At 68.4% G+C, this 17,917-nt stretch carries 18 protein-coding genes; 10 read left to right on the top strand and 8 right to left on the bottom strand.

The genetic code is table 11. The features are described 5' to 3' along the window. Window positions 1-25: 25 nt before the first annotated feature. Window positions 26-1,231, bottom strand: a complete 1,206-nt coding sequence (locus tag OHU89_RS16615; protein ID WP_046259152.1) for a CdaR family transcriptional regulator — start codon at window positions 1,229-1,231, stop codon at window positions 26-28. Window positions 1,232-1,305: 74 nt separating this feature from the next. Between OHU89_RS16615 and OHU89_RS16610 the strand changes: the two genes are divergently transcribed. Further along, window positions 1,306-1,974 (top strand): pirin family protein, encoded by a 669-nt coding sequence (locus OHU89_RS16610; RefSeq protein WP_267016519.1) that lies wholly within the window; start codon window positions 1,306-1,308, stop codon window positions 1,972-1,974. Between the two features lie 141 nt (window positions 1,975-2,115). Here OHU89_RS16610 and OHU89_RS16605 read toward each other — a convergent pair whose 3' ends face one another. Both OHU89_RS16605 and OHU89_RS16600 read right to left on the bottom strand, forming a co-directional pair. Continuing rightward, window positions 2,116-2,937 carry a serine hydrolase gene (locus tag OHU89_RS16605; RefSeq protein ID WP_266893044.1) on the bottom strand — a complete coding sequence of 274 codons (822 nt, stop codon included), beginning with the start codon at window positions 2,935-2,937 and terminating at the stop codon, window positions 2,116-2,118. Between the two features lie 19 nt (window positions 2,938-2,956). Next, window positions 2,957-3,424, bottom strand: a complete 468-nt coding sequence (locus OHU89_RS16600) for a GNAT family N-acetyltransferase (RefSeq protein ID WP_405643676.1) — start codon at window positions 3,422-3,424, stop codon at window positions 2,957-2,959. 96 nt (window positions 3,425-3,520) lie between these two features. Here OHU89_RS16600 and OHU89_RS16595 point away from each other — a divergent pair, with 96 nt between their 5' ends. Next, entirely contained in the window at window positions 3,521-3,991 is a 471-nt protein-coding gene (locus tag OHU89_RS16595) for a MerR family transcriptional regulator (RefSeq protein ID WP_046259149.1), read from the top strand. Then, window positions 3,988-5,004 (top strand): aldo/keto reductase, encoded by a 1,017-nt coding sequence (locus tag OHU89_RS16590; protein WP_405643673.1) that lies wholly within the window; start codon window positions 3,988-3,990, stop codon window positions 5,002-5,004. The genes OHU89_RS16595 and OHU89_RS16590 overlap by 4 nt, the downstream gene beginning before the upstream one ends. Before the next feature lie 89 nt (window positions 5,005-5,093). Here OHU89_RS16590 and OHU89_RS16585 read toward each other — a convergent pair whose 3' ends face one another. From OHU89_RS16585 to OHU89_RS16575, 3 genes are all read right to left on the bottom strand, one after another. Continuing rightward, complete coding sequence (locus tag OHU89_RS16585) at window positions 5,094-5,957, bottom strand: DUF4429 domain-containing protein (protein ID WP_266899661.1); 864 nt, start codon at window positions 5,955-5,957, stop codon at window positions 5,094-5,096. 66 nt (window positions 5,958-6,023) lie between these two features. After that, the gene (locus tag OHU89_RS16580) at window positions 6,024-7,235 is read right to left on the bottom strand and encodes an alpha/beta hydrolase (protein ID WP_405643670.1); all 1,212 of its coding nucleotides are present in this window, start codon (window positions 7,233-7,235) and stop codon (window positions 6,024-6,026) included. Window positions 7,236-7,317: 82 nt separating this feature from the next. Next, the gene (locus tag OHU89_RS16575; protein WP_405643668.1) at window positions 7,318-7,944 is read right to left on the bottom strand and encodes a TetR family transcriptional regulator; all 627 of its coding nucleotides are present in this window, start codon (window positions 7,942-7,944) and stop codon (window positions 7,318-7,320) included. A gap of 66 nt (window positions 7,945-8,010) precedes the next feature. Here OHU89_RS16575 and OHU89_RS16570 point away from each other — a divergent pair, with 66 nt between their 5' ends. Both OHU89_RS16570 and OHU89_RS16565 read left to right on the top strand, forming a co-directional pair. Beyond that, window positions 8,011-9,630: an MFS transporter gene (locus OHU89_RS16570; protein WP_405643665.1), complete on the top strand. Its 1,620-nt coding sequence runs from the start codon at window positions 8,011-8,013 to the stop codon at window positions 9,628-9,630. Between the two features lie 283 nt (window positions 9,631-9,913). Beyond that, a complete protein-coding gene (locus tag OHU89_RS16565; protein WP_405643662.1) occupies window positions 9,914-10,228 on the top strand; it encodes a small hydrophobic protein in 315 nt (104 codons plus the stop codon). 50 nt (window positions 10,229-10,278) lie between these two features. Here the strand turns inward: OHU89_RS16565 and OHU89_RS16560 are convergent, their stop codons facing one another. Together OHU89_RS16560 and aceE are read right to left on the bottom strand one after the other, a co-directional pair. Continuing rightward, window positions 10,279-11,019 (bottom strand): potassium channel family protein, encoded by a 741-nt coding sequence (locus OHU89_RS16560; protein ID WP_405643659.1) that lies wholly within the window; start codon window positions 11,017-11,019, stop codon window positions 10,279-10,281. A gap of 71 nt (window positions 11,020-11,090) precedes the next feature. Then, window positions 11,091-13,823, bottom strand: coding sequence for a pyruvate dehydrogenase (acetyl-transferring), homodimeric type (gene aceE / locus OHU89_RS16555; RefSeq protein ID WP_405643656.1), 2,733 nt, complete (start codon window positions 13,821-13,823; stop codon window positions 11,091-11,093). A 363-nt stretch (window positions 13,824-14,186) separates the two neighbouring features. Between aceE and OHU89_RS16550 the strand changes: the two genes are divergently transcribed. The 5 genes from OHU89_RS16550 to OHU89_RS16530 all read left to right on the top strand — a co-directional run bounded on the left by OHU89_RS16550 (window position 14,187) and on the right by OHU89_RS16530 (window position 17,844). Then, window positions 14,187-14,624, top strand: a complete 438-nt coding sequence (locus OHU89_RS16550) for a DUF3052 domain-containing protein (protein ID WP_046259140.1) — start codon at window positions 14,187-14,189, stop codon at window positions 14,622-14,624. Between the two features lie 117 nt (window positions 14,625-14,741). After that, window positions 14,742-15,200, top strand: a complete 459-nt coding sequence (locus tag OHU89_RS16545; RefSeq protein WP_046259139.1) for a peroxiredoxin — start codon at window positions 14,742-14,744, stop codon at window positions 15,198-15,200. Between the two features lie 113 nt (window positions 15,201-15,313). Next, entirely contained in the window at window positions 15,314-15,889 is a 576-nt protein-coding gene (locus OHU89_RS16540; RefSeq protein WP_046259138.1) for a TerD family protein, read from the top strand. Window positions 15,890-15,992: 103 nt separating this feature from the next. Beyond that, window positions 15,993-16,568: a TerD family protein gene (locus tag OHU89_RS16535; protein WP_365398342.1), complete on the top strand. Its 576-nt coding sequence runs from the start codon at window positions 15,993-15,995 to the stop codon at window positions 16,566-16,568. Window positions 16,569-16,695: 127 nt separating this feature from the next. Further along, window positions 16,696-17,844 carry a DUF475 domain-containing protein gene (locus OHU89_RS16530; protein WP_405643651.1) on the top strand — a complete coding sequence of 383 codons (1,149 nt, stop codon included), beginning with the start codon at window positions 16,696-16,698 and terminating at the stop codon, window positions 17,842-17,844. The last annotated feature ends 73 nt before the right edge of the window (window positions 17,845-17,917 follow it).

Below are 17,917 nucleotides of genomic sequence, written 5' to 3'. Positions count from 1 at the left end.
GGTTTTGTGGACCCCCGACAAAAGCCTAGAGCTGGATATCCCCGTCGACCAGACGCCCCAGGATGAGGGCGATCCGCAGCGTGAACGCGGATCGCACGTCGGAGGGCGACCAGCCGGTGACGTCAGTCACACGTCGAAGCCGGTAGCGCACGGTGTTGGGATGGACGAAGAGCATCCGGGCGGCGCCTTCGAGACTGCTCGCCTGTTCGAGATAGACCGAGAGCGTCTCGAGAAGAGCCGAACCGGCTTCCTCCAGTGGTCTGTAGATCTCCTCCACCAACTGCTCGCGCGCGCTCGGGTCACCCGCGATGGCGCGCTCCGGAAGCAGATCGTCGGCCAGTACCGGGCGCGGGGCGTCCTGCCAGGCAGTACCGGCTTTGAGCCCCGCCGCGGCGGCCTGCGCGGAGCGGGTGGCGGCCAGCAGATCGGGTACGACGGGCCCGGCGACCACGGGTCCCGCGGCATAGGGCCCGATCAGCGACTTGGCGACGGCGAGCGGGTTGTCGCTGCCGCCGGCGATCACGACGAGCCGGTCCCCGAGGACCCCGGTGAGCACCTGGAGCTTGGCATGCCGGGCGGCCCGCCGAATGGCCTCGACGGTGAGCTCGGAGTCCCCGTCGGGAGCGGTGCCGAGGACGACACACACATGCTCGGGCGCGTTCCAGCCGAGCGCGGCGGCCCGGGAGACGGCCCCCTCGTCGGCCTCGCCACTGAGCACGGCGTTGACGACAAGCGATTCCAGCCGGGCGTCCCAGGCGCCGCGTGCCTCGGCGGCCTGGGCGTAGACCTGGGCGGTGGCGAAGGCGATCTCGCGGGCGTAGACGAGGAGTGCCTCGCGCAGGATGGACTCGTCACCGGGAGCGGCCACCTCGTCGATGGCGGACTCCATGACCTCGATGGTGGTGCGCACCATCTCCACGGTCTGCCGCAGCGTGATGGCCCGGGTCAGCTCGCGCGGAGCGGTTCCGAACACATCGGTGGAGATCGCCTGCGGGGCGTCGGGATGCCGGAACCACTCGGTGAACGCGGCGATACCGGCCTGTGCGACCAGCCCGATCCAGGAACGGTTCTCCGGTGGCATGGCCCGGTACCACGACAGCGTCTCGTCCATCCGCGCGATGGCCTGCGCGGCCAGGGACCCGGCCGACTTCTCCAGCCGCTTCAGGGTCGCCGAGTGCGGATGGGAGTCACGTGCGAAGGCTTCGGTGTTGCTGGCTTCGGGTTCGGGCACGGGGACAAGACTGCCTTATCCGGACGTGAGTGCGCTCCGCCGGGTACCGGGTGAGGGCTACGGTGGGGTCCGTGATGGACGTACGGCGCGCCGCTGAGCGCTACCCAGGGGGCGATCCGGCGACCGGGATCGAGTCGTTCCACGCTTTTTCCTTCGGCCCGCACTACGACCCCGACAACCTCCGTTTCGGCGCGGTGATCGCCTGCAACGAGGAGCGGCTCGGCCCCGGCGCCGGATTCGACGAGCATCCGCACAGCCACACCGAGATCGTGACGTGGGTGGTCGAGGGCGAGCTCACCCACCGCGACTCGACGGGCCACGAGACGACCGTGCGGGCCGGGGACGTGCAGCGCCTCAGCTCGGCCGCGGGCGTCCGCCACGTGGAGCGCAACGACGGCGAGACCCCCCTGACCTTCGTGCAGATGTGGCTGGCCCCCCTGGAGCCCGGCGGCGAACCGTCCTACGACATCGTCCGCGGCATCGCCGACTCGACGCCGTACGCCGTCCCGGAGGCGGCGGCCATGCTGCACGTACGCCGGCTCGCGGTCGGCGAGCGGACGGCGGTGCCGGACGGTCGACACCTGTACGTCCATGTCGTACGCGGCGAAGTACACCTGAACGGCGAACACCTGCACCCAGGCGACGCGGCCCGCGTCACGAACGCCGAGGGCCTGGACACGGTGGGTGTGACGGCGGCGGAACTGCTGATCTGGGAGATGCACGGCCCCACTGGTTCGTGCTGAATTCACTGACGCCGGTTCGTATCTTTCAGCCCGTCCGGCGTTTGAGGACGAGGCCCGTTCAGGGCCGACAGCGGGGGTCTGGGGGGCGCAGCCCCCAGGGATGGGACGGGTAGGGGCGGCGGGGGCGAGGAAAGAAGGGCCTCAGCCCCGCAGGTCCGTGAGTACCGCGTCCGTGAAGGCCGGCCACGCCTCGACCGCCCAGGGACCGAAGGCGCGGTCGGTCAGTGCCACGCAGGCCGCGCCCGCGACGGGGTCGATCCACAGGAACGTACCGGACTGGCCGAAGTGGCCGAAGGTGCGGGGTGAGGACGAAGCCCCCGTCCAGTGCGGGGACTTGGAGTCACGGATCTCGAAGCCGAGCCCCCAGTCGTTGGGGCTCTGATGGCCGTACCCCGGCAGGACACCCTTGGTACCCGGGTACTGAACCGTCATCGCGTCCGCGACCGTACGGGGATCCAGCAGACGGGGCGCCTGGACCTCCGCGGCGAACCGGACCAGATCCTCGACCGTCGAGACCCCGTCCTTGGCCGGCGACCCCTCCAGCGAGGTCGACACCATGCCCAGCGGCTCCAGCACGGCCTGCCGCAGATACTCCGCGAACGCGATGTCCGTCGCCTTCGCGATGTGGTCGCCCAACTGCTCGAACCCGGCGTTGGAGTACAGCCGCCGCTCCCCGGCCGGCGCCGTCACCCGGTGCTCGTCGAAGGCGAGCCCGGAGGTGTGCGCCAGCAGATGCCGCACCGTCGACCCCGCGGGCCCGGCCGGCTCGTCGAGCTCGATCGCACCCTCCTCGTACGCGACGAGCGCCGCGTACGCCGCGAGCGGCTTGGTGACCGATGCCAGCGGGAACCGGTGCCCGACAGGACCGTGCGTACCGAGCAGGGTCCCGTCCGCCCGTACGACGGCCGCGGCGGCGGTCGGAACCGGCCAGTTCTCGATCAGGGCGAGGCTCTTCAGCGACATGCCGTCGAGACTATGCCGGTCACAGTGCCAGCCGCATCGAGGGGTCCGGCTTGCGGACGAAGCCGAGGGAGACGTAGAGCGGCTCGGCCTCGGCGGAGGCGTTCAGGTCGACTTGGGCGGCGCCCCGCTCGCGGAGCCATGCCAGCAGTTCCGTCATGCATGCCCGCGCGTAACCGCGACGGCGGGCGTCGGGGTCGGTCGCCACGCTGAAGACGTACCCGACCCGCCCGTGCGGATTGTCCGCCCGCCCGATCCGGTACTCCAGCGTCCCGGCCGCCATCGCCGCCGCTCCCGGCCGTTCCGGATGATCGACGACGAAGACCGCGAAGTCCCCGTCCGGGTCCGCCAGCCGCTCCTTGAGCGCGGGCAAGGACCCGGCATGCCAATGGGTGGACGGATCGGTGCCGGCCGTCGAGTCGATCATCACCTGCCGGAGCCGCAGCACTTCCCCGGCGTCCTCGGGCGTGGCACGTCGTACGAGACTCATGTCCCGCACGCTAGCCACCCCGCCCGGTCGACGTCCCGCGAATTCTTACCGGTTTCGCTTGCTTGGAGTGCACTCCAAGGTCATAGCGTTGAGGCCATGACGGTGATGGAGACCACCACGACGGGTACCAGGACCGACAGCTGCAGCGCCCCGCCGCACCCGCACCGGCGCCCCCAGGGCCAGGACAGCTACACGATCAGCGAGGTCGTCGCCTTCACCGGGCTGACCGCGCACACGCTGCGCTGGTACGAGCGCATCGGCCTGATGCCGCACATCGACCGCTCGCACACCGGTCAGCGCCGCTACAGCAACCGCGACCTGGACTGGCTCGACTTCGTCGGCAAGCTCCGGCTCACAGGGATGCCGGTCGCCGACATGGTGCGCTACGCGGAACTCGTCCGCGAGGGCGACCACACCTTCGGCGAGCGCTTCGAACTGCTGGAGTCGACCCGCCGGGACGTTCTGACCCGGATCACGGAACTGCAGGACACGCTCGCCGTGCTCGACCGGAAGATCAGCTTCTACGCCGATGCCGGTCACCGCTACGAAACGGAGAAGGCCGGATGACCGACATCAGGATCCCGACCGCACGACTGGGCGCCGACGGCCCCGAGGTGGGGGTGCAGGGCCTGGGCTGCATGGGCATGAGCTTCGCGTACGGCCCCACGGACGCGGACGCGTCCCGGGCGACCCTGGAGCGGGCCTTGGAACTCGGCGTCACGCTCTACGACACGGCGGACGCCTACGGCGCGGGGGAGAACGAGAAGTTCCTCTCGCCGTTCTTCAAGGCCCACCGTGACGAGGTCGTCATCGCCACGAAGTTCGCCCTGTCGATCCCGCCGGACGAGCCGACCCGGCGCGTCATCCGCAACGACACCCCGTACATCCGCCAGGCCGTCGAGGCGAGCCTGAAGCGGCTCGACGTCGACGTGATCGACCTCTACTACATGCACCGGCGCGATCCGAACGTGCCGATCGAGGAGACCGTCGCGACCATGGCCGAGCTGGTCCGCGAGGGCAAGGTCAAGCACCTGGGTCTGAGCGAGGTCACCGGCACGGAGCTGCGTACGGCCCAGGCCGTCCACCCCATCGCGGCCGTGCAGTCGGAGTGGTCCCTGTTCAGCCGTGACATCGAGACGGGCGTGGTCCCGGCCGCCCGTGACCTGGGCGTTGCCCTCGTCCCGTACTCCCCGCTGGGCCGAGGCTTCCTGACCGGCTCCTTCGCCGACGCCGACAAGGATCTGACAGCCGACGACTTCCGCCGCCACCAGCCCCGCTTCACCGGCGACAACGCGGCCACGAACACGGCCCTCCTGGACCCGATCCGCACGGTGGCAGAGGTCCACGGTGCCTCCCTGGGCCAGATAGCCCTGGCCTGGGTCCAGCACCAGGCCCAGGCCCACGACCTGACGGTCGTCCCGATCCCGGGCACGACGAAGGCGAGCCGTGTGGCAGAGAACGTAGCGGCGACAAGGATCGAACTCACGGAAGAGCAGCTGGCGTTGCTGGAGCCGATCGCGGCAAAGGTGGCAGGCGACCGCTACGCGGACATGACGTTCACCTCTGCCGGACGTGAGTAGAACGCCCCAGGGGCGCGGGGCCGTATCAATGTGCGGCTCCGCCGCGTGGGCGCGACCAGCCACACACAACCCGCATCCGACCACGCACCTCAGAGCTCAGCCAACAACTCCGCCTTCTTCACGGAGAACTCCTCATCCGTGACAAGCCCCGCTTGGTGCAGCTCCCCCAGATGACGAATGCGCTCGGCGATGTCGGCCGGATCGCGCCTCGGCGCACTGGCCGGCACCGCCGCGACAGGCCCCCGCTCCCGGACCGCCGCCAGGACCGCCGCGGCGAACGGCAACGACTCGTGCACCGGCCCGTACCCCAGCCCGAACACCACGGCGGCCGGATCCTGGTCGGCCTGCACCGGCTGCCCGTCACCGTCCCGCGGGATCAGCCGCAGATGCCCCTCGAACACCTCGGGCGAGCGCCACTCCACCCCGCCGAGGTCGGTGACCGGGAAACTCTGGTCGCCGGCCTTCCACTTGGCCGAGGAGGCGCCCGTCCAGAACCACCGGAAGTGCACGGTCTTCCCGTCGAAGGACGCCTTCCCGTCGTACGCCTTGAAGGACAGCGGCACTTCGGGCGCCGGCACCAGAAACCGCTCGGCCGGCTCACCGTCGTCCGGCTTCAGCAGGGCACGCAACTCGTCGGCGTAGTACTCGGCGAGCACCTCCCGCTCGGCGGGCAGCACGAGGCGGTACGGATCGCACCCTTCCTTCAGCTGCCCCGCGGCCGCCTCCATCAACGGATCGGCGCCGGGACGGGGTTCGGCACGCAGCACCACCGTGCCGCGCTTGCCGGGGGTCAGTGTCACACCGGACAGTGCCGAGAGGGGGATCCGTCGCTCTCCCAGGGACTGGAAGAGCTTGGGTGTTCGAATCCCCCGTTCGTAACGGATGAGGACGGAGTCGGACTCGAACTCCCAGGCGGCATGAAATCCGGCCAGTACGTCACCCATGCGGCTCATCGTATGCGGCACGAGCTCCTCCGTCGCCTCCCTGCGCAGACCGCAATTCCTGCGTCTCTACGCGCGTCAGCCCGCCACGGTGCCGGACAAACCGGCGCGACAGGCTTCGTCGTCCTTGGCACAGTGCACCGAGCGATATGCGCCGACGCCGATCTCGGCGAAGTTCAGCAGGCTCTCGGTACCCGGCTCGAAATAGCCGCTGTGCCCCTTCGCGTCCTCCGCCGAAAGCACCCGTGCCCCGAACGCGGAGGACACCGGGTCGGCACCGTGGCCCAGGCCGCCGAGTTCCAGGTACGGCACGTCCTGGATCCAGTCGTCGGCGTCCCGCATCGCCCACACCTGGGCCGAGGTGTGCAGCTGGGCGGCGTTGGTGACCCGCATCCCGGGGCTGCCGGCCACCGCGATGTCGGACACCCGCTCCGGCAGGGTGTGCGCGGCGACCCCGCACACCACCGAGCCGTAGCTGTGGCAGAACAGGGAGACGGGCGTGCTGCCGGGCAGCGCGCGCACCAGCGCGTTCAGCCGGACGGCACCGCCCTCGGCGCGCGTCGCGGTCGCCGAGTCGAGGCCGAGGCCGCCGGGGGCGGTGTAGTCGGCCCAGGCGATGACGGCCGTACGCGTCGAGGGGCTCGCCGCCTTCTCCGCGGCGTACAGCGACTTGGCCATGCCGACCGGGGCCGAGTACTTGCGGTTGGTGCGCTGGAAGGTGAGCAGATCGGTGTCGACGCCGGGGACGACGACCGAGATCCGCTGCGCCTTGTTCAGATTGCCGAAGACCTCGGCGACCCGCCCGGAGCCCTCCGGGTCGAAGGCGAGGATCTTGCGCTTGGTGTTCATCAGCGCCTCGAAGCGCTGCATACGGTGGCCCGCCTGGCGTTGCCCGTCGGCCGAGAGCCGGCTGTCGTGCATGCGTTTCAGCTCGACCTTGCGGGCCTGGCCGAGCGCGATGCGGTTGGCGCGGTAGCGCAGCTCGACGGGGGCGCCGTTCATGTTGCCGACCGCGAGGGGATAGCGGCGGGCGAGGGCGGAGCGCTGCTGAGCGGTCAGCGAGGCGAAGAAGCGCGAGAGCGCGACGGAGGTCGAGTCGTCCGGGTCCGGCAGCCGGTGTCCGGCTATCCGGCCGTGCTCCCAGGAGCTGAGCGAACTCTGGAGTGGGGTCGTGTTCCGCTGGTTGCGCAGGGCGGTCCAGCCGGTGGTCGCGAGCATCACGAACACCACGGCCAGCGCGAGCAGTGCGCGCCAGGCGTTCAATTGGGGAGAGGTGTCGAAGGAAGTCACTGAAAGGACACACTAGGAGAACGAGAGGGTCTCGCGTTAACCGAGTGACAGAGGTCACGTTTCGGTGTATGTGGCGATGACCTCAGTGTGTTCGCCAGTTCTCTGTCAGTGCTGGACCCACCTGTTCGAGATACGAAACGGTGAGCGTCCGCATCGCGTCCAGGCTGAAGTCCGCGGCCGCGCTCCACTGCCGTTCCGTCACCCGCATCACCCCGCTGAAGACGGCCACCGCGAGCCGCGGCCGCGGGTCGGCCGCCACGTCGAGGCCCTCGCGCTCGGCGATCACGCGCGCCAGGGTCTCCTCGACCTCCATGGAGCGTCGCAGATGGGCGGCGAGCAGCACCGGCGTCGACTCGATCACCCGGTACATCTGCAGATAGAGCTCCACCGGTACGACGGACTCGATCACGTCGTTGAGCGAGTCCCAGCCCTCCAGGACCGCCTGGCGCATCGCCTCCAGCGGCGCCTCGCGCGACGGTCGTTCGCGCACCGCCTCGATGAAGTGCACGACGGCCATCTCGACGACGGCGAGTGCGGCCTCCTCCTTGTTGGCGAAGTAGCGGAAGAAGGTGCGCTGGGAGACCTCGACGGCTTCCGTGATGCCGTCGACGGTCGTCCCGTCGTAGCCCCGGGTGGTGAACAGCTCGAGGGCGGCTCGAATCAGCGCCTCGCGGGTGCGCTGTTTCTTGCGTTCGCGGAGGGTTTCCATGCTGTGTCAGTTACCGGCTTATGAAACAGTTTGTCAATTGTCAGCGGCTGTCATTAGCCTCGGCGTATGACTAGTCAGACCACGCTCGACAAGACGGGGCCGGGGGGCGGCAGGCCGGCCGGCCCGTCGGAGGGGGCGCGGGCCTCAGGGCTGCGCGGCCACCCCTGGTTCACGCTCATCACCGTCGCCGTAGGCGTCATGATGGTGGCACTCGACGGCACCATCGTGGCCATCGCCAACCCGGCCATCCAGCAGGACCTTGGCGCCACCTTCGCCGAGGTGCAGTGGATCACCAACGGCTACTTCCTCGCCCTCGCGGTCTCCCTGATCACCGCGGGCAAGCTCGGTGACCGCTTCGGCCACCGCCAGACCTTCCTGATAGGCGTGGTCGGCTTCGCGGCCGCCTCCGGTGCGATCGGCCTGTCCGACAGCATCGCGTTCGTCGTCACCTTCCGGGTGCTGCAGGGTCTGTTCGGCGCCCTGCTGATGCCGGCCGCGCTCGGTCTGCTGCGGGCGACCTTCCCGGCCGAGAAGCTCAACATGGCCATCGGCATCTGGGGCATGGTCATCGGCGCCTCCACCGCCGGCGGCCCGATCCTCGGCGGTGTCCTCGTCGAGCACGTCAACTGGCAGTCGGTGTTCTTCATCAACGTGCCGGTCGGCGTCCTCGCCCTCGTCCTGGGCATCCTGATCCTGCTCGACCACCGTGCCGAGAACGCCCCGCGCTCCTTCGACATCCTCGGCATCGCCCTGCTGTCGGCCGCGATGTTCTGCCTGGTCTGGGCCCTCATCAAGGCCCCGGCATGGGGCTGGGGCGACGGACTGACGTGGACCTTCATCGCCGCGTCGGTCCTGGGCTTCGCGCTCTTCGCCTTCTGGGAGACCAAGGTGAAGGAGCCGCTGATCCCGCTGGGCCTGTTCCGCTCGGTCGCGCTGTCCGCGGGCGTGGTCCTGATGGTCCTCATGGCCATCGCCTTCATGGGCGGCCTGTTCTTCGTGACGTTCTACCTCCAGAACGTGCACGGGATGAGCCCGATCGACGCCGGCCTCCACCTCCTCCCGCTCACCGGCATGATGATCGTCGGCTCCCCGCTCGCGGGCGTGATGATCACCAAGCTGGGCCCGCGCATCCCGCTGGCCGGCGGTATGGCGGCCACCGCGATCGCCATGTACGGCATGTCCACGCTGGAGACGGACACCGGCAGCGCGGTGATGTCCCTCTGGTTCGCCCTGCTGGGCCTGGGTCTCGCCCCGGTCATGGTCGGCGCGACCGAGGTCATCGTGGGCAACGCACCGCTGGAGCTCTCCGGTGTCGCCGGCGGTCTCCAGCAGGCCGCGATGCAGATCGGCGGCAGCCTCGGCACCGCCGTCCTGGGCGCCGTGATGGCGTCGAAGGTCGACAGCGACCTCGCCGGCAACTGGAAGGACGCGGGACTGCCGCCGCTCACCGCGGCCCAGGAGGCCCAGGCCTCCGAGGCGGTCCAGGTCGGTATGCCGCCGGTCGCCAAGGGCACCCCGGAGGCGATCGCCGCGAAGATCACCGACGTCGCGCACGACACCTTCATCTCCGGCATGAGCCTGGCGTCCCTGGTCGCCGCCGGAGTCGCCGCCATCGCCGTCTTCGTCGCCCTGCTCACCAAGCGCGGCGAGAACGCGGAGGCGGGCGCGGGAGTGGGCCACGTCTGACGGGTCCTGTCCCGTGGGAGTTTCCGCAGGCAGAAACTGACGGGATTTCAGGCGACTTCGCCTATCAGGGTGAAGACGCTAAAGATTCCTCGCCCCCGGTACGCGCCGCAGGTCACAGTTAGTCAAGCCCTCCGCACGGCAGTGCATATGCCGCGGAGGGCGGCCGGTGCTGCGGCGCGCTGCCGGAGGGGGGCGGCGCGCCGCAAGGCCGGAGGATTGAGCCCCGCAGCGGGGGTACTCGCCCTCTCGAACCCAATCTGCCTAGGGGTTCAGGGAGTTGTTGATGATGGCGGGCTTCGGAAACGGCACGCGCACGCGCAGGCACCCCCGCTCACGTGGCCGGACGTGGTCACGGACCGGGCCGGATCGCGCGACGCTCGGAATCGTCGGTGTCATCTGCGCGGTCGCGGGATTCTTCGTACTGGGGATCATCCTCGGCCCGATCGCGATCGTGGCCGGCTGGCTCGGAATGGGCCGCAGCTGGACGGGCTCCCGCCCGGTGACGGCCCTGGTCGCCGTCGTACTGGGTGCCATAGACACGCTCCTGGCCGTCATCTGGCTGGCCGGAGCGGCATCCCCCGGAAGCGGCATGTTCTGAGCCGGGGGGAGTGAGGGGAGGGCCCCCGGTGGATGGGCCGGGGGCCCACCTCAGTGTCTGACCGACTGCTGCTCCTGCAACGCGGTCACCTGGGCCCGCAGCGCCTTCACTTCCTCGGTCAGCGCGACGATCGCCTCCGTCTGGCGCCGCTCCTCCACGTCGTCCTTCTCGAAGCGGGCGATGAACCAGGCCGCGATGTTCGCGGTGACGACACCGAGCAGTGCGATGCCGGAGAGCATCAGCCCCACCGCGATGATCCGGCCCAGTCCGGTGGTCGGCGCGTGGTCCCCGTACCCCACGGTCGTCATCGTGGTGAACGACCACCACACCGCGTCACCCAGCGTCCGGATGTTCCCGTCCGGCGAGTCCCGCTCCACCGAGAGCACCGCGAGCGAGCCGAACATCAGCAACCCGACCACCGCGCCCGCGACATACGTCGTCAGCCGGATCTGCGAGGCCATCCGTGCCCGCCGCTGCACCAGCAGCAGCGTGGCGACGAGCCGCAGCAGCCGGAGCGGCTGAAGCAGCGGCAGCAGCACCGCGCACAGGTCGAGCCAGTGCTTGCGCACGAACCGCTGCCGGTCCTGGGAGAGCGACAGCCGTACGAGGTAGTCGACGGCGAACGCGCCCCACACCGTCCACTCGATCGCCGTGCACACGGTCGTGAGCGACCGGCCGGCCGCGTCGTCCACGATCGGCACGGCATAGGCGACGGCGAACAGCACCGCGAGCGCCATCAAGGGCCGCTGGGTGAGGTGTTCCCAACGGTCCTGCGCCGGTTGTTCCTTCATGACCGCATCGTAAAGAAGCGGTAAGGGCGGTGGGGCCATGAGCCCCACCGCCCTTCACATCAATGCGTTGCCTACGCGTCGCCTCCGGCGGCGCCCGGGTCGGCCGCAGACACGTCCAGCAGCTGGTACCGGTCGATGGCCTGCTTCAGCACGGACCGGTCGACCTTGCCCTCCCGGGCCAGCTCGGTCAGCACGCCCACCACGATCGACTGCGCGTCGATGTGGAAGAACCGCCGCGCAGCGCCCCGGGTGTCCGCGAAGCCGAACCCGTCCGCGCCCAGCGACTGGTACGTCCCCGGCACCCAGCGCGCGATCTGGTCCGGCACCGCCCGCATCCAGTCGGACACGGCGACGAACGGACCCTGCGCACCCGACAGCTTCCGCGTCACGTACGGCACGCGCTGCTCCTCCTCGGGGTGCAGCAGGTTGTGGCGCTCGACGTCGACCGCCTCGCGCCGCAGCTCGTTCCAGGAGGTCGCCGACCAGACGTCCGCCTTGACGTTCCACTCCTCGGCGAGGATCTTCTGCGCCTCGATGGCCCACGGCACGGCGACACCGGACGCGATGACCTGCGCCGGGATGGTGCCCGAAGTGCCCTCGCTGTAGCGGTGGATGCCCTTGAGGATGCCCTCGACGTCCACGTTCTCCGGCTCGGCCGGGTGCTGGATCGGCTCGTTGTAGACGGTGAGGTAGTAGAAGACGTCCTCGCTGTCCGGGCCGTACATCCGCCGCAGACCGTCCTGCACGATGTGCGCGATCTCGAAGCCGTACGCCGGGTCGTAGGCGACACAGCCCGGGTTGGTCGAGGCGAGCAGCTGCGAGTGGCCGTCGGCGTGCTGCAGACCCTCACCGGTCAGGGTCGTACGTCCGGCGGTCGCGCCCAGGACGAAACCGCGCGCCAGCTGGTCGGCCATCTGCCAGAACTGGTCGCCGGTGCGCTGGAAACCGAACATCGAGTAGAAGACGTAGACCGGGATGAGCGGCTCGCCGTGCGTGGCGTAGGCCGAGCCCGCCGCGATCAGCGAGGCCGTGCAGCCCGCCTCGGAGATGCCGTCGTGCAGCATCTGGCCGGTCGGCGACTCCTTGTAGGCGAGGAGCAGATCGCGGTCCACGGCCTCGTACTGCTGGCCGAGCGGGTTGTAGATCTTCGCACTCGGGAAGAAGGAGTCCATACCGAAGGTGCGGTACTCGTCCGGCGCGATCAACACGAACCGCCTGCCGAGTTCCTTGTCCCGCATGAGGTCCTTGAGCAGTCGTACGAAGGCCATGGTGGTGGCGATCGACTGCTGCCCCGAACCCTTCTTCACACTCGCGTACGTCTTGTCCTCCGGCAGCGCGAGCGGCTTGGCGCGGACGACACGCGTCGGCACGTAACCGCCGAGCGAGTTTCGGCGGTCGTGCATGTACTGGATCTCCTCCGAGTCCCGGCCCGGGTGGTAGTACGGCGGGGCGCCGGACTCCAGCTCCTGGTCGGTGATCGGGATGTGCAGCCGGTCGCGGAAGCCCTTGAGGTCGTCGACCGTCAGCTTCTTCATCTGGTGCGTGGCGTTGCGGCCCTCGAAGTTGGGACCGAGCGTCCAGCCCTTGACGGTCTTGGCGAGGATGACCGTGGGCTGGCCCTTGTGTTCGACGGCCGCCTTGAAGGCCGCGTAGATCTTCTTGTGGTCGTGACCGCCGCGTCCCAGGTGCAGGATCTGGTCGTCGGTCATGCCCTCGACCATTGCACGCAGCCGCTGGTCGTCACCGAAGAAGTGCTCGCGGATGTAGGAGCCGGACTCGGTGGCGTACGTCTGGAACTGGCCGTCCGGAGTGGTGTTCATCCGGTTGACCAGCAGGCCGTCGCGGTCCTGCGCGAGCAGCGGGTCCCAGGAACGGTCCCAGACCAGCTTGATGACGTTCCAGCCGGCGCCCCGGAAGACCGACTCAAGCTCCTGGATGACCTTGCCGTTGCCGCGCACCGGCCCGTCCAGGCGCTGCAGGTTGCAGTTGACGACGAAGGTCAGGTTGTCCAGGCCCTCACGCGCGGCGATGGTCAGCTGGCCGAGCGACTCCGGCTCGTCCATCTCGCCGTCGCCGAGGAAGGCCCACACGTGCGACTTCGAGGTGTCGGCGATCTCGCGCGCGTGCATGTAGCGGTTCATCCGCGCCTGGTAGATCGCGCCGATCGGGCCGAGGCCCATCGACACGGTCGGGAACTCCCAGAAGTCCGGCATCAGCCGCGGGTGGGGGTACGAGGACAGCCCGTACGGCGCCTTCGACTTCTCCTGGCGGAAGGCGTCCAGGTTCTGCTCGCTGAGGCGGTCGAGCAGGAACGCGCGGGCGTAGATGCCCGGTGAGGCGTGGCCCTGGAAGAAGACCTGGTCGCCGCCGTCGCCCTCGTCCTTGCCGCGGAAGAAGTGGTTGAAACCGACGTCGTAGAGCGAGGCCGAGGAGGCGAAGGTGGCGATGTGGCCGCCGACGCCGATACCGGGGCGCTGGGCCCTGGAGACCATGACAGCGGCGTTCCAGCGGGTCGCGTTCAGGACCTTCCGCTCGATCTCCTCGTTGCCCGGGAAGAACGGCTCGGCCTTGGTCGGGATCGTGTTGACGTAGTCCGTGCTGCGCATCTCAGGCACGGCCACGCGCTTCTCGCGGGCCCGCTCGATCAGCCGCAGCATCAGGTAGCGGGCCCGCTCGCGGCCGCGCTCGTCCACAGCGGCGTCGAGGGAGTCGAGCCACTCCTGGGTTTCCTCGGGATCGAAGTCAGGAACCTGACTCGGAAGGCCGCCAATGATGATCGGATTGCGATCGGATCCGGAAGCCACGCTGTTCCTTCGCTGTCAGAGGGCTGTTTTCCATGGGTATGCGGGATGTCTGCACCGCTCCCCATCGTGTACCTCGGAAAAGCAAACGTCATCTCTACTGATTGGTAACCAGGGCTCTTCACGGGTTCCTCGAGCTTCACTCGGGTTCCCAATGCCGCAAACCGGGCAGAAAGGTGTGGTGTAGGTCACTTATGACCACAATCGTGTGCCTGGAGTTGCGGTGACACGGCCAGGAACGTCACCGTTTCGGCGGTCTGAACGGCCGGGTACTTGCGCGATCCGTCCCGCCCGTGTGGACTACGGCCAATGCTTCGCGCACGCGCGTGGCTGAGTTATTCCCGAAACATGATCAGGAGGCAACCCGTGAGCGCGACCGCGGACCACGCGGAGGAGCGGACGAACCCTGCCGCAAGGCTGGGGTTCCAGCCCGAGCAGGTGGTCCAGGAGATCGGCTACGACGACGACGTCGACCAGGAGCTCCGCGAGTCCATTGAGGAAGTCATCGGCAGTGAGCTGATGGACGAGGAATACGACGACGTCGCCGATGCCGTAGTGCTTTGGTTCCGCGACGACGACGGCGACCTCACCGACGTACTGGTGGACGCCACCACGTACATCGAGGAGGGCGGCTCGATCCTGCTGCTGACGCCGAAGACCGGCCGCGACGGCTACGTCGAGCCCAGCGACATCTCCGAAGCCGCGACGACGGCGGGGCTCTCCGCCTCCAAGAGCGTCAGCGTCGGCAAGGACTGGAGCGGCAGCCGGCTGGTGACGCCGAAGGCAGCCAAGTCCAAGCGGTGACCCTCCGCTAGTCATTACCGGACGGGCTGAGTTCCACTCAGCCCGTCCGTCAGTCTGTCGTGATCGCTGCGTAGGGTGTTCTCACCCGAACAGTCCACCCGAGAGGGATTCACGACGATGGCGATCCAGGCCGGCGAAAAGGCCCCCGACTTCGAGCTCAAGGACAACCACGGTGCGACCGTGAAGCTGTCGGACTTCCGCGGCAGCAAGAACGTCGTCCTGCTCTTCTACCCCTTCGCCTTCACCGGGGTGTGCACCGGCGAGCTCTGCGAGCTGCGCGACAACCTGCCGCAGTTCTCCGACCGCGACACCCAGCTGCTCGCCGTCTCCAACGACTCCATCCACACCCTGCGCGTCTTCGCCGAGCAGGAGGGCCTGGAGTACCCGCTGCTCAGCGACTTCTGGCCGCACGGCGAGGTCTCGCGCGCCTACGGCGTCTTCGCCGAGGACAAGGGCTGCGCGGTCCGCGGCACCTTCGTCATCGACAAGGAGGGCGTGGTCCGCTGGACCGTCGTCAACGCTCTTCCGGACGCCCGTGACCTGAACGAGTACGTGAAGGCGCTCGACACCCTGTGATTGTTAGGTTCCAAGCCCTGCGTAGGGCGGGAACCCGTCACTAGGATCGACTCGTTGATCCGGTATCAAACGCATGGCGGGGCTCCCCGCCCCTGGACACCAATGGAGGACTCGTGGGAGTCAGCCTCAGCAAGGGCGGCAACGTATCGCTGACCAAGGAGGCCCCCGGGCTGACCGCGGTCATCATCGGTCTTGGGTGGGACGTCCGCACCACGACCGGCACCGACTTCGACCTGGACGCCAGCGCGCTGCTGATCGACGGCTCGGGCAAGGTGAGCAGCGACGCGAACTTCGTCTTCTTCAACAACCTCAAGAGCCCCGACGGCTCGGTCGAGCACACCGGCGACAACATCACCGGTGAGGGCGAGGGCGACGACGAGCAGATCAAGGTCAACCTCGCGGGCGTCCCGGCCGAGATCGAGAAGATCGTCTTCCCGGTCTCGATCTACGACGCCGAGAACCGCCAGCAGTCCTTCGGCCAGGTCCGCAACGCGTTCATCCGCGTCGTGAACCAGGCCGGCGAGGCGGAGATCGCGCGCTACGACCTCTCCGAGGACGCGTCCACCGAGACGGCGATGGTCTTCGGCGAGCTGTACCGGCACGGAGCGGAGTGGAAGTTCCGCGCCATCGGCCAGGGCTACGCCTCGGGCCTGCGCGGCATCGCGCAGGACTTCGGCGTGAACGTCTGAGCCGTTCCACCCGCACCACCCACGTCCGGCGCCGCACCGTTTGCGTGCGGCGCCGGACGCGCAGGACCACCTAGGAAGCAGTACACGGGGAGGGACCAGCATCATGGGCGTCACGCTCGCCAAGGGAGGCAACGTCTCCCTGTCCAAAGCCGCACCCAACCTCACTCAGGTGATGGTCGGGCTCGGCTGGGACGCACGCTCCACCACCGGAGCCCCCTTCGACCTCGATGCCAGCGCACTGGTCTGCAACAGCGGACGGGTCATGGGGGACGAGTGGTTCGTCTTCTACAACCAGCTCAAGAGCCCCGACGGCTCGGTGGAGCACACCGGCGACAACCTCACCGGTGAGGGCGACGGTGACGACGAGTCGATCCTGATCGACCTCTCCAAGGTGCCGGCCCAGTGCGACAAGATCGTCTTTCCGGTCTCGATCCACGACGCCGACAACCGGGGCCAGACCTTCGGTCAGGTCAGCAACGCCTTCATCCGCGTGGTGAACCAGGCCGACGGCCAGGAGCTCGCCCGCTACGACCTCAGCGAGGACGCCTCCACCGAGACCGCGATGATCTTCGGCGAGGTCTACCGGTACCAGGGTGAATGGAAGTTCCGCGCCGTCGGCCAGGGGTACGCGTCAGGGCTGCGGGGTATCGCGCTCGACTTCGGGGTCAACGTCTCGTAACGCGATATGAGCAAAAACCGGGGCCCGGTGGGGTGTGGAGGGGGGCCGACTAGACTCCGCTTCAAAGTTCGGTAAAAAGCCGAGTAGGGCAGCGGGGGAGACCCGTACATACAGGATTGGGTAGCCAGTGGTTCTGAAAACCTTCGGCTGGTCGTTCGCGGTCACCGCGCTCGGCCTCGTAGCGGCGGTCTTCTACGGGGGGTGGACCGGGTTCGGCATCGTGGCGATCCTCTCCATCCTCGAGATCTCGCTGTCCTTCGACAACGCGGTGGTCAACGCCGGAATCCTGAAGAAGATGAATGCCTTCTGGCAGAAGATCTTCCTCACCATCGGTGTCCTCATCGCCGTGTTCGGTATGCGACTGGTGTTCCCGGTCGTCATCGTGGCGGTCAGCGCCCAGATGGGACCGATCGAGGCCGTCGACCTCGCGCTCAACAACAAGGACCGCTACCAGGAACTCGTCACCGACGCCCACCCGGCGATCGCCGCGTTCGGTGGCATGTTCCTGCTGATGATCTTCCTCGACTTCATCTTCGAGGACCGGGACATCAAGTGGCTCGCGTGGCTGGAGCGCCCGCTCGCCAAGCTCGGCAAGGTCGACATGCTGTCGGTCTGCATCGCGCTCGTCGTTCTGCTCGTCACCGCCATGACCTTCGCGACCCATGCCCACCAGCACGGCGGCGCGCACGTCGACAAGGCAGAGACGGTTCTGCTCTCCGGTATCGCGGGTCTGATCACGTACATGATCGTCGGTGGTCTCTCCGGCTACTTCGAGGACAAGCTCGAAGAGGAGGAGGAACGCGAGCACGAAGAGGAGGAAGAGGCGGCACGCTCCGGCAAGCCACGCTCGGCCGTCGCGCTCGCCGGCAAGGCCGCGTTCTTCATGTTCCTCTACCTCGAGGTCCTCGACGCCTCCTTCTCCTTCGACGGAGTGATCGGCGCCTTCGCCGTCACCAACGACATCGTGCTGATGGCGCTGGGCCTGGGCATCGGCGCCATGTACGTCCGATCGCTGACCGTGTACCTGGTCCGCCAGGGCACCCTCGACGACTACGTCTACCTGGAGCACGGCGCCCACTACGCGATCGGTGCGCTGGCCGTGATCCTCATGATCACCATCCAGTACGAGATCCACGAGGTCATCACCGGCTCTGTCGGTGTCCTCCTGATCGCCTGGTCCTTCTGGTCCTCCGTACGCCGCAACAAGCGGCTGGCGGATGCCGAGGGAAAAGCGGTGGGCTCGGACGAGAAGACTGAGGTCTCGTCCGGGGTGTGACCCGGCCTCGGGTGAGGAACGCTCTGAGCGGGGCGGCGTCGACTCCTCGACGCCGCCCCGTCGGTCTTTGACG

Source organism: Streptomyces sp. NBC_00019 (genome assembly GCF_045041015.1).
GTDB lineage: Bacteria > Actinomycetota > Actinomycetes > Streptomycetales > Streptomycetaceae > Streptomyces.
This window is presented reverse-complemented; position numbering and strand designations above follow the sequence as displayed.

What these genes read in the sequence shown, in the direction of transcription:
- OHU89_RS16545 (WP_046259139.1), top strand. Translation starts at nt 14,742, where the DNA reads ATGGCGATCCAGGCCGGCGAAAAGGCCCCCGACTTCGAGCTCAAGGAC.
- OHU89_RS16560 (WP_405643659.1), bottom strand. Translation starts at nt 11,019, where the DNA reads ATGAAGGAACAACCGGCGCAGGACCGTTGGGAACACCTCACCCAGCGG.
- OHU89_RS16610 (WP_267016519.1), top strand. Translation starts at nt 1,306, where the DNA reads ATGGACGTACGGCGCGCCGCTGAGCGCTACCCAGGGGGCGATCCGGCG.
- OHU89_RS16600 (WP_405643676.1), bottom strand. Translation starts at nt 3,424, where the DNA reads ATGAGTCTCGTACGACGTGCCACGCCCGAGGACGCCGGGGAAGTGCTG.
- OHU89_RS16585 (WP_266899661.1), bottom strand. Translation starts at nt 5,957, where the DNA reads ATGAGCCGCATGGGTGACGTACTGGCCGGATTTCATGCCGCCTGGGAG.
- OHU89_RS16605 (WP_266893044.1), bottom strand. Translation starts at nt 2,937, where the DNA reads ATGTCGCTGAAGAGCCTCGCCCTGATCGAGAACTGGCCGGTTCCGACC.
- OHU89_RS16565 (WP_405643662.1), top strand. Translation starts at nt 9,914, where the DNA reads ATGATGGCGGGCTTCGGAAACGGCACGCGCACGCGCAGGCACCCCCGC.
- OHU89_RS16575 (WP_405643668.1), bottom strand. Translation starts at nt 7,944, where the DNA reads ATGGAAACCCTCCGCGAACGCAAGAAACAGCGCACCCGCGAGGCGCTG.
- OHU89_RS16535 (WP_365398342.1), top strand. Translation starts at nt 15,993, where the DNA reads ATGGGCGTCACGCTCGCCAAGGGAGGCAACGTCTCCCTGTCCAAAGCC.
- OHU89_RS16595 (WP_046259149.1), top strand. Translation starts at nt 3,521, where the DNA reads ATGACGGTGATGGAGACCACCACGACGGGTACCAGGACCGACAGCTGC.
- OHU89_RS16570 (WP_405643665.1), top strand. Translation starts at nt 8,011, where the DNA reads ATGACTAGTCAGACCACGCTCGACAAGACGGGGCCGGGGGGCGGCAGG.
- OHU89_RS16590 (WP_405643673.1), top strand. Translation starts at nt 3,988, where the DNA reads ATGACCGACATCAGGATCCCGACCGCACGACTGGGCGCCGACGGCCCC.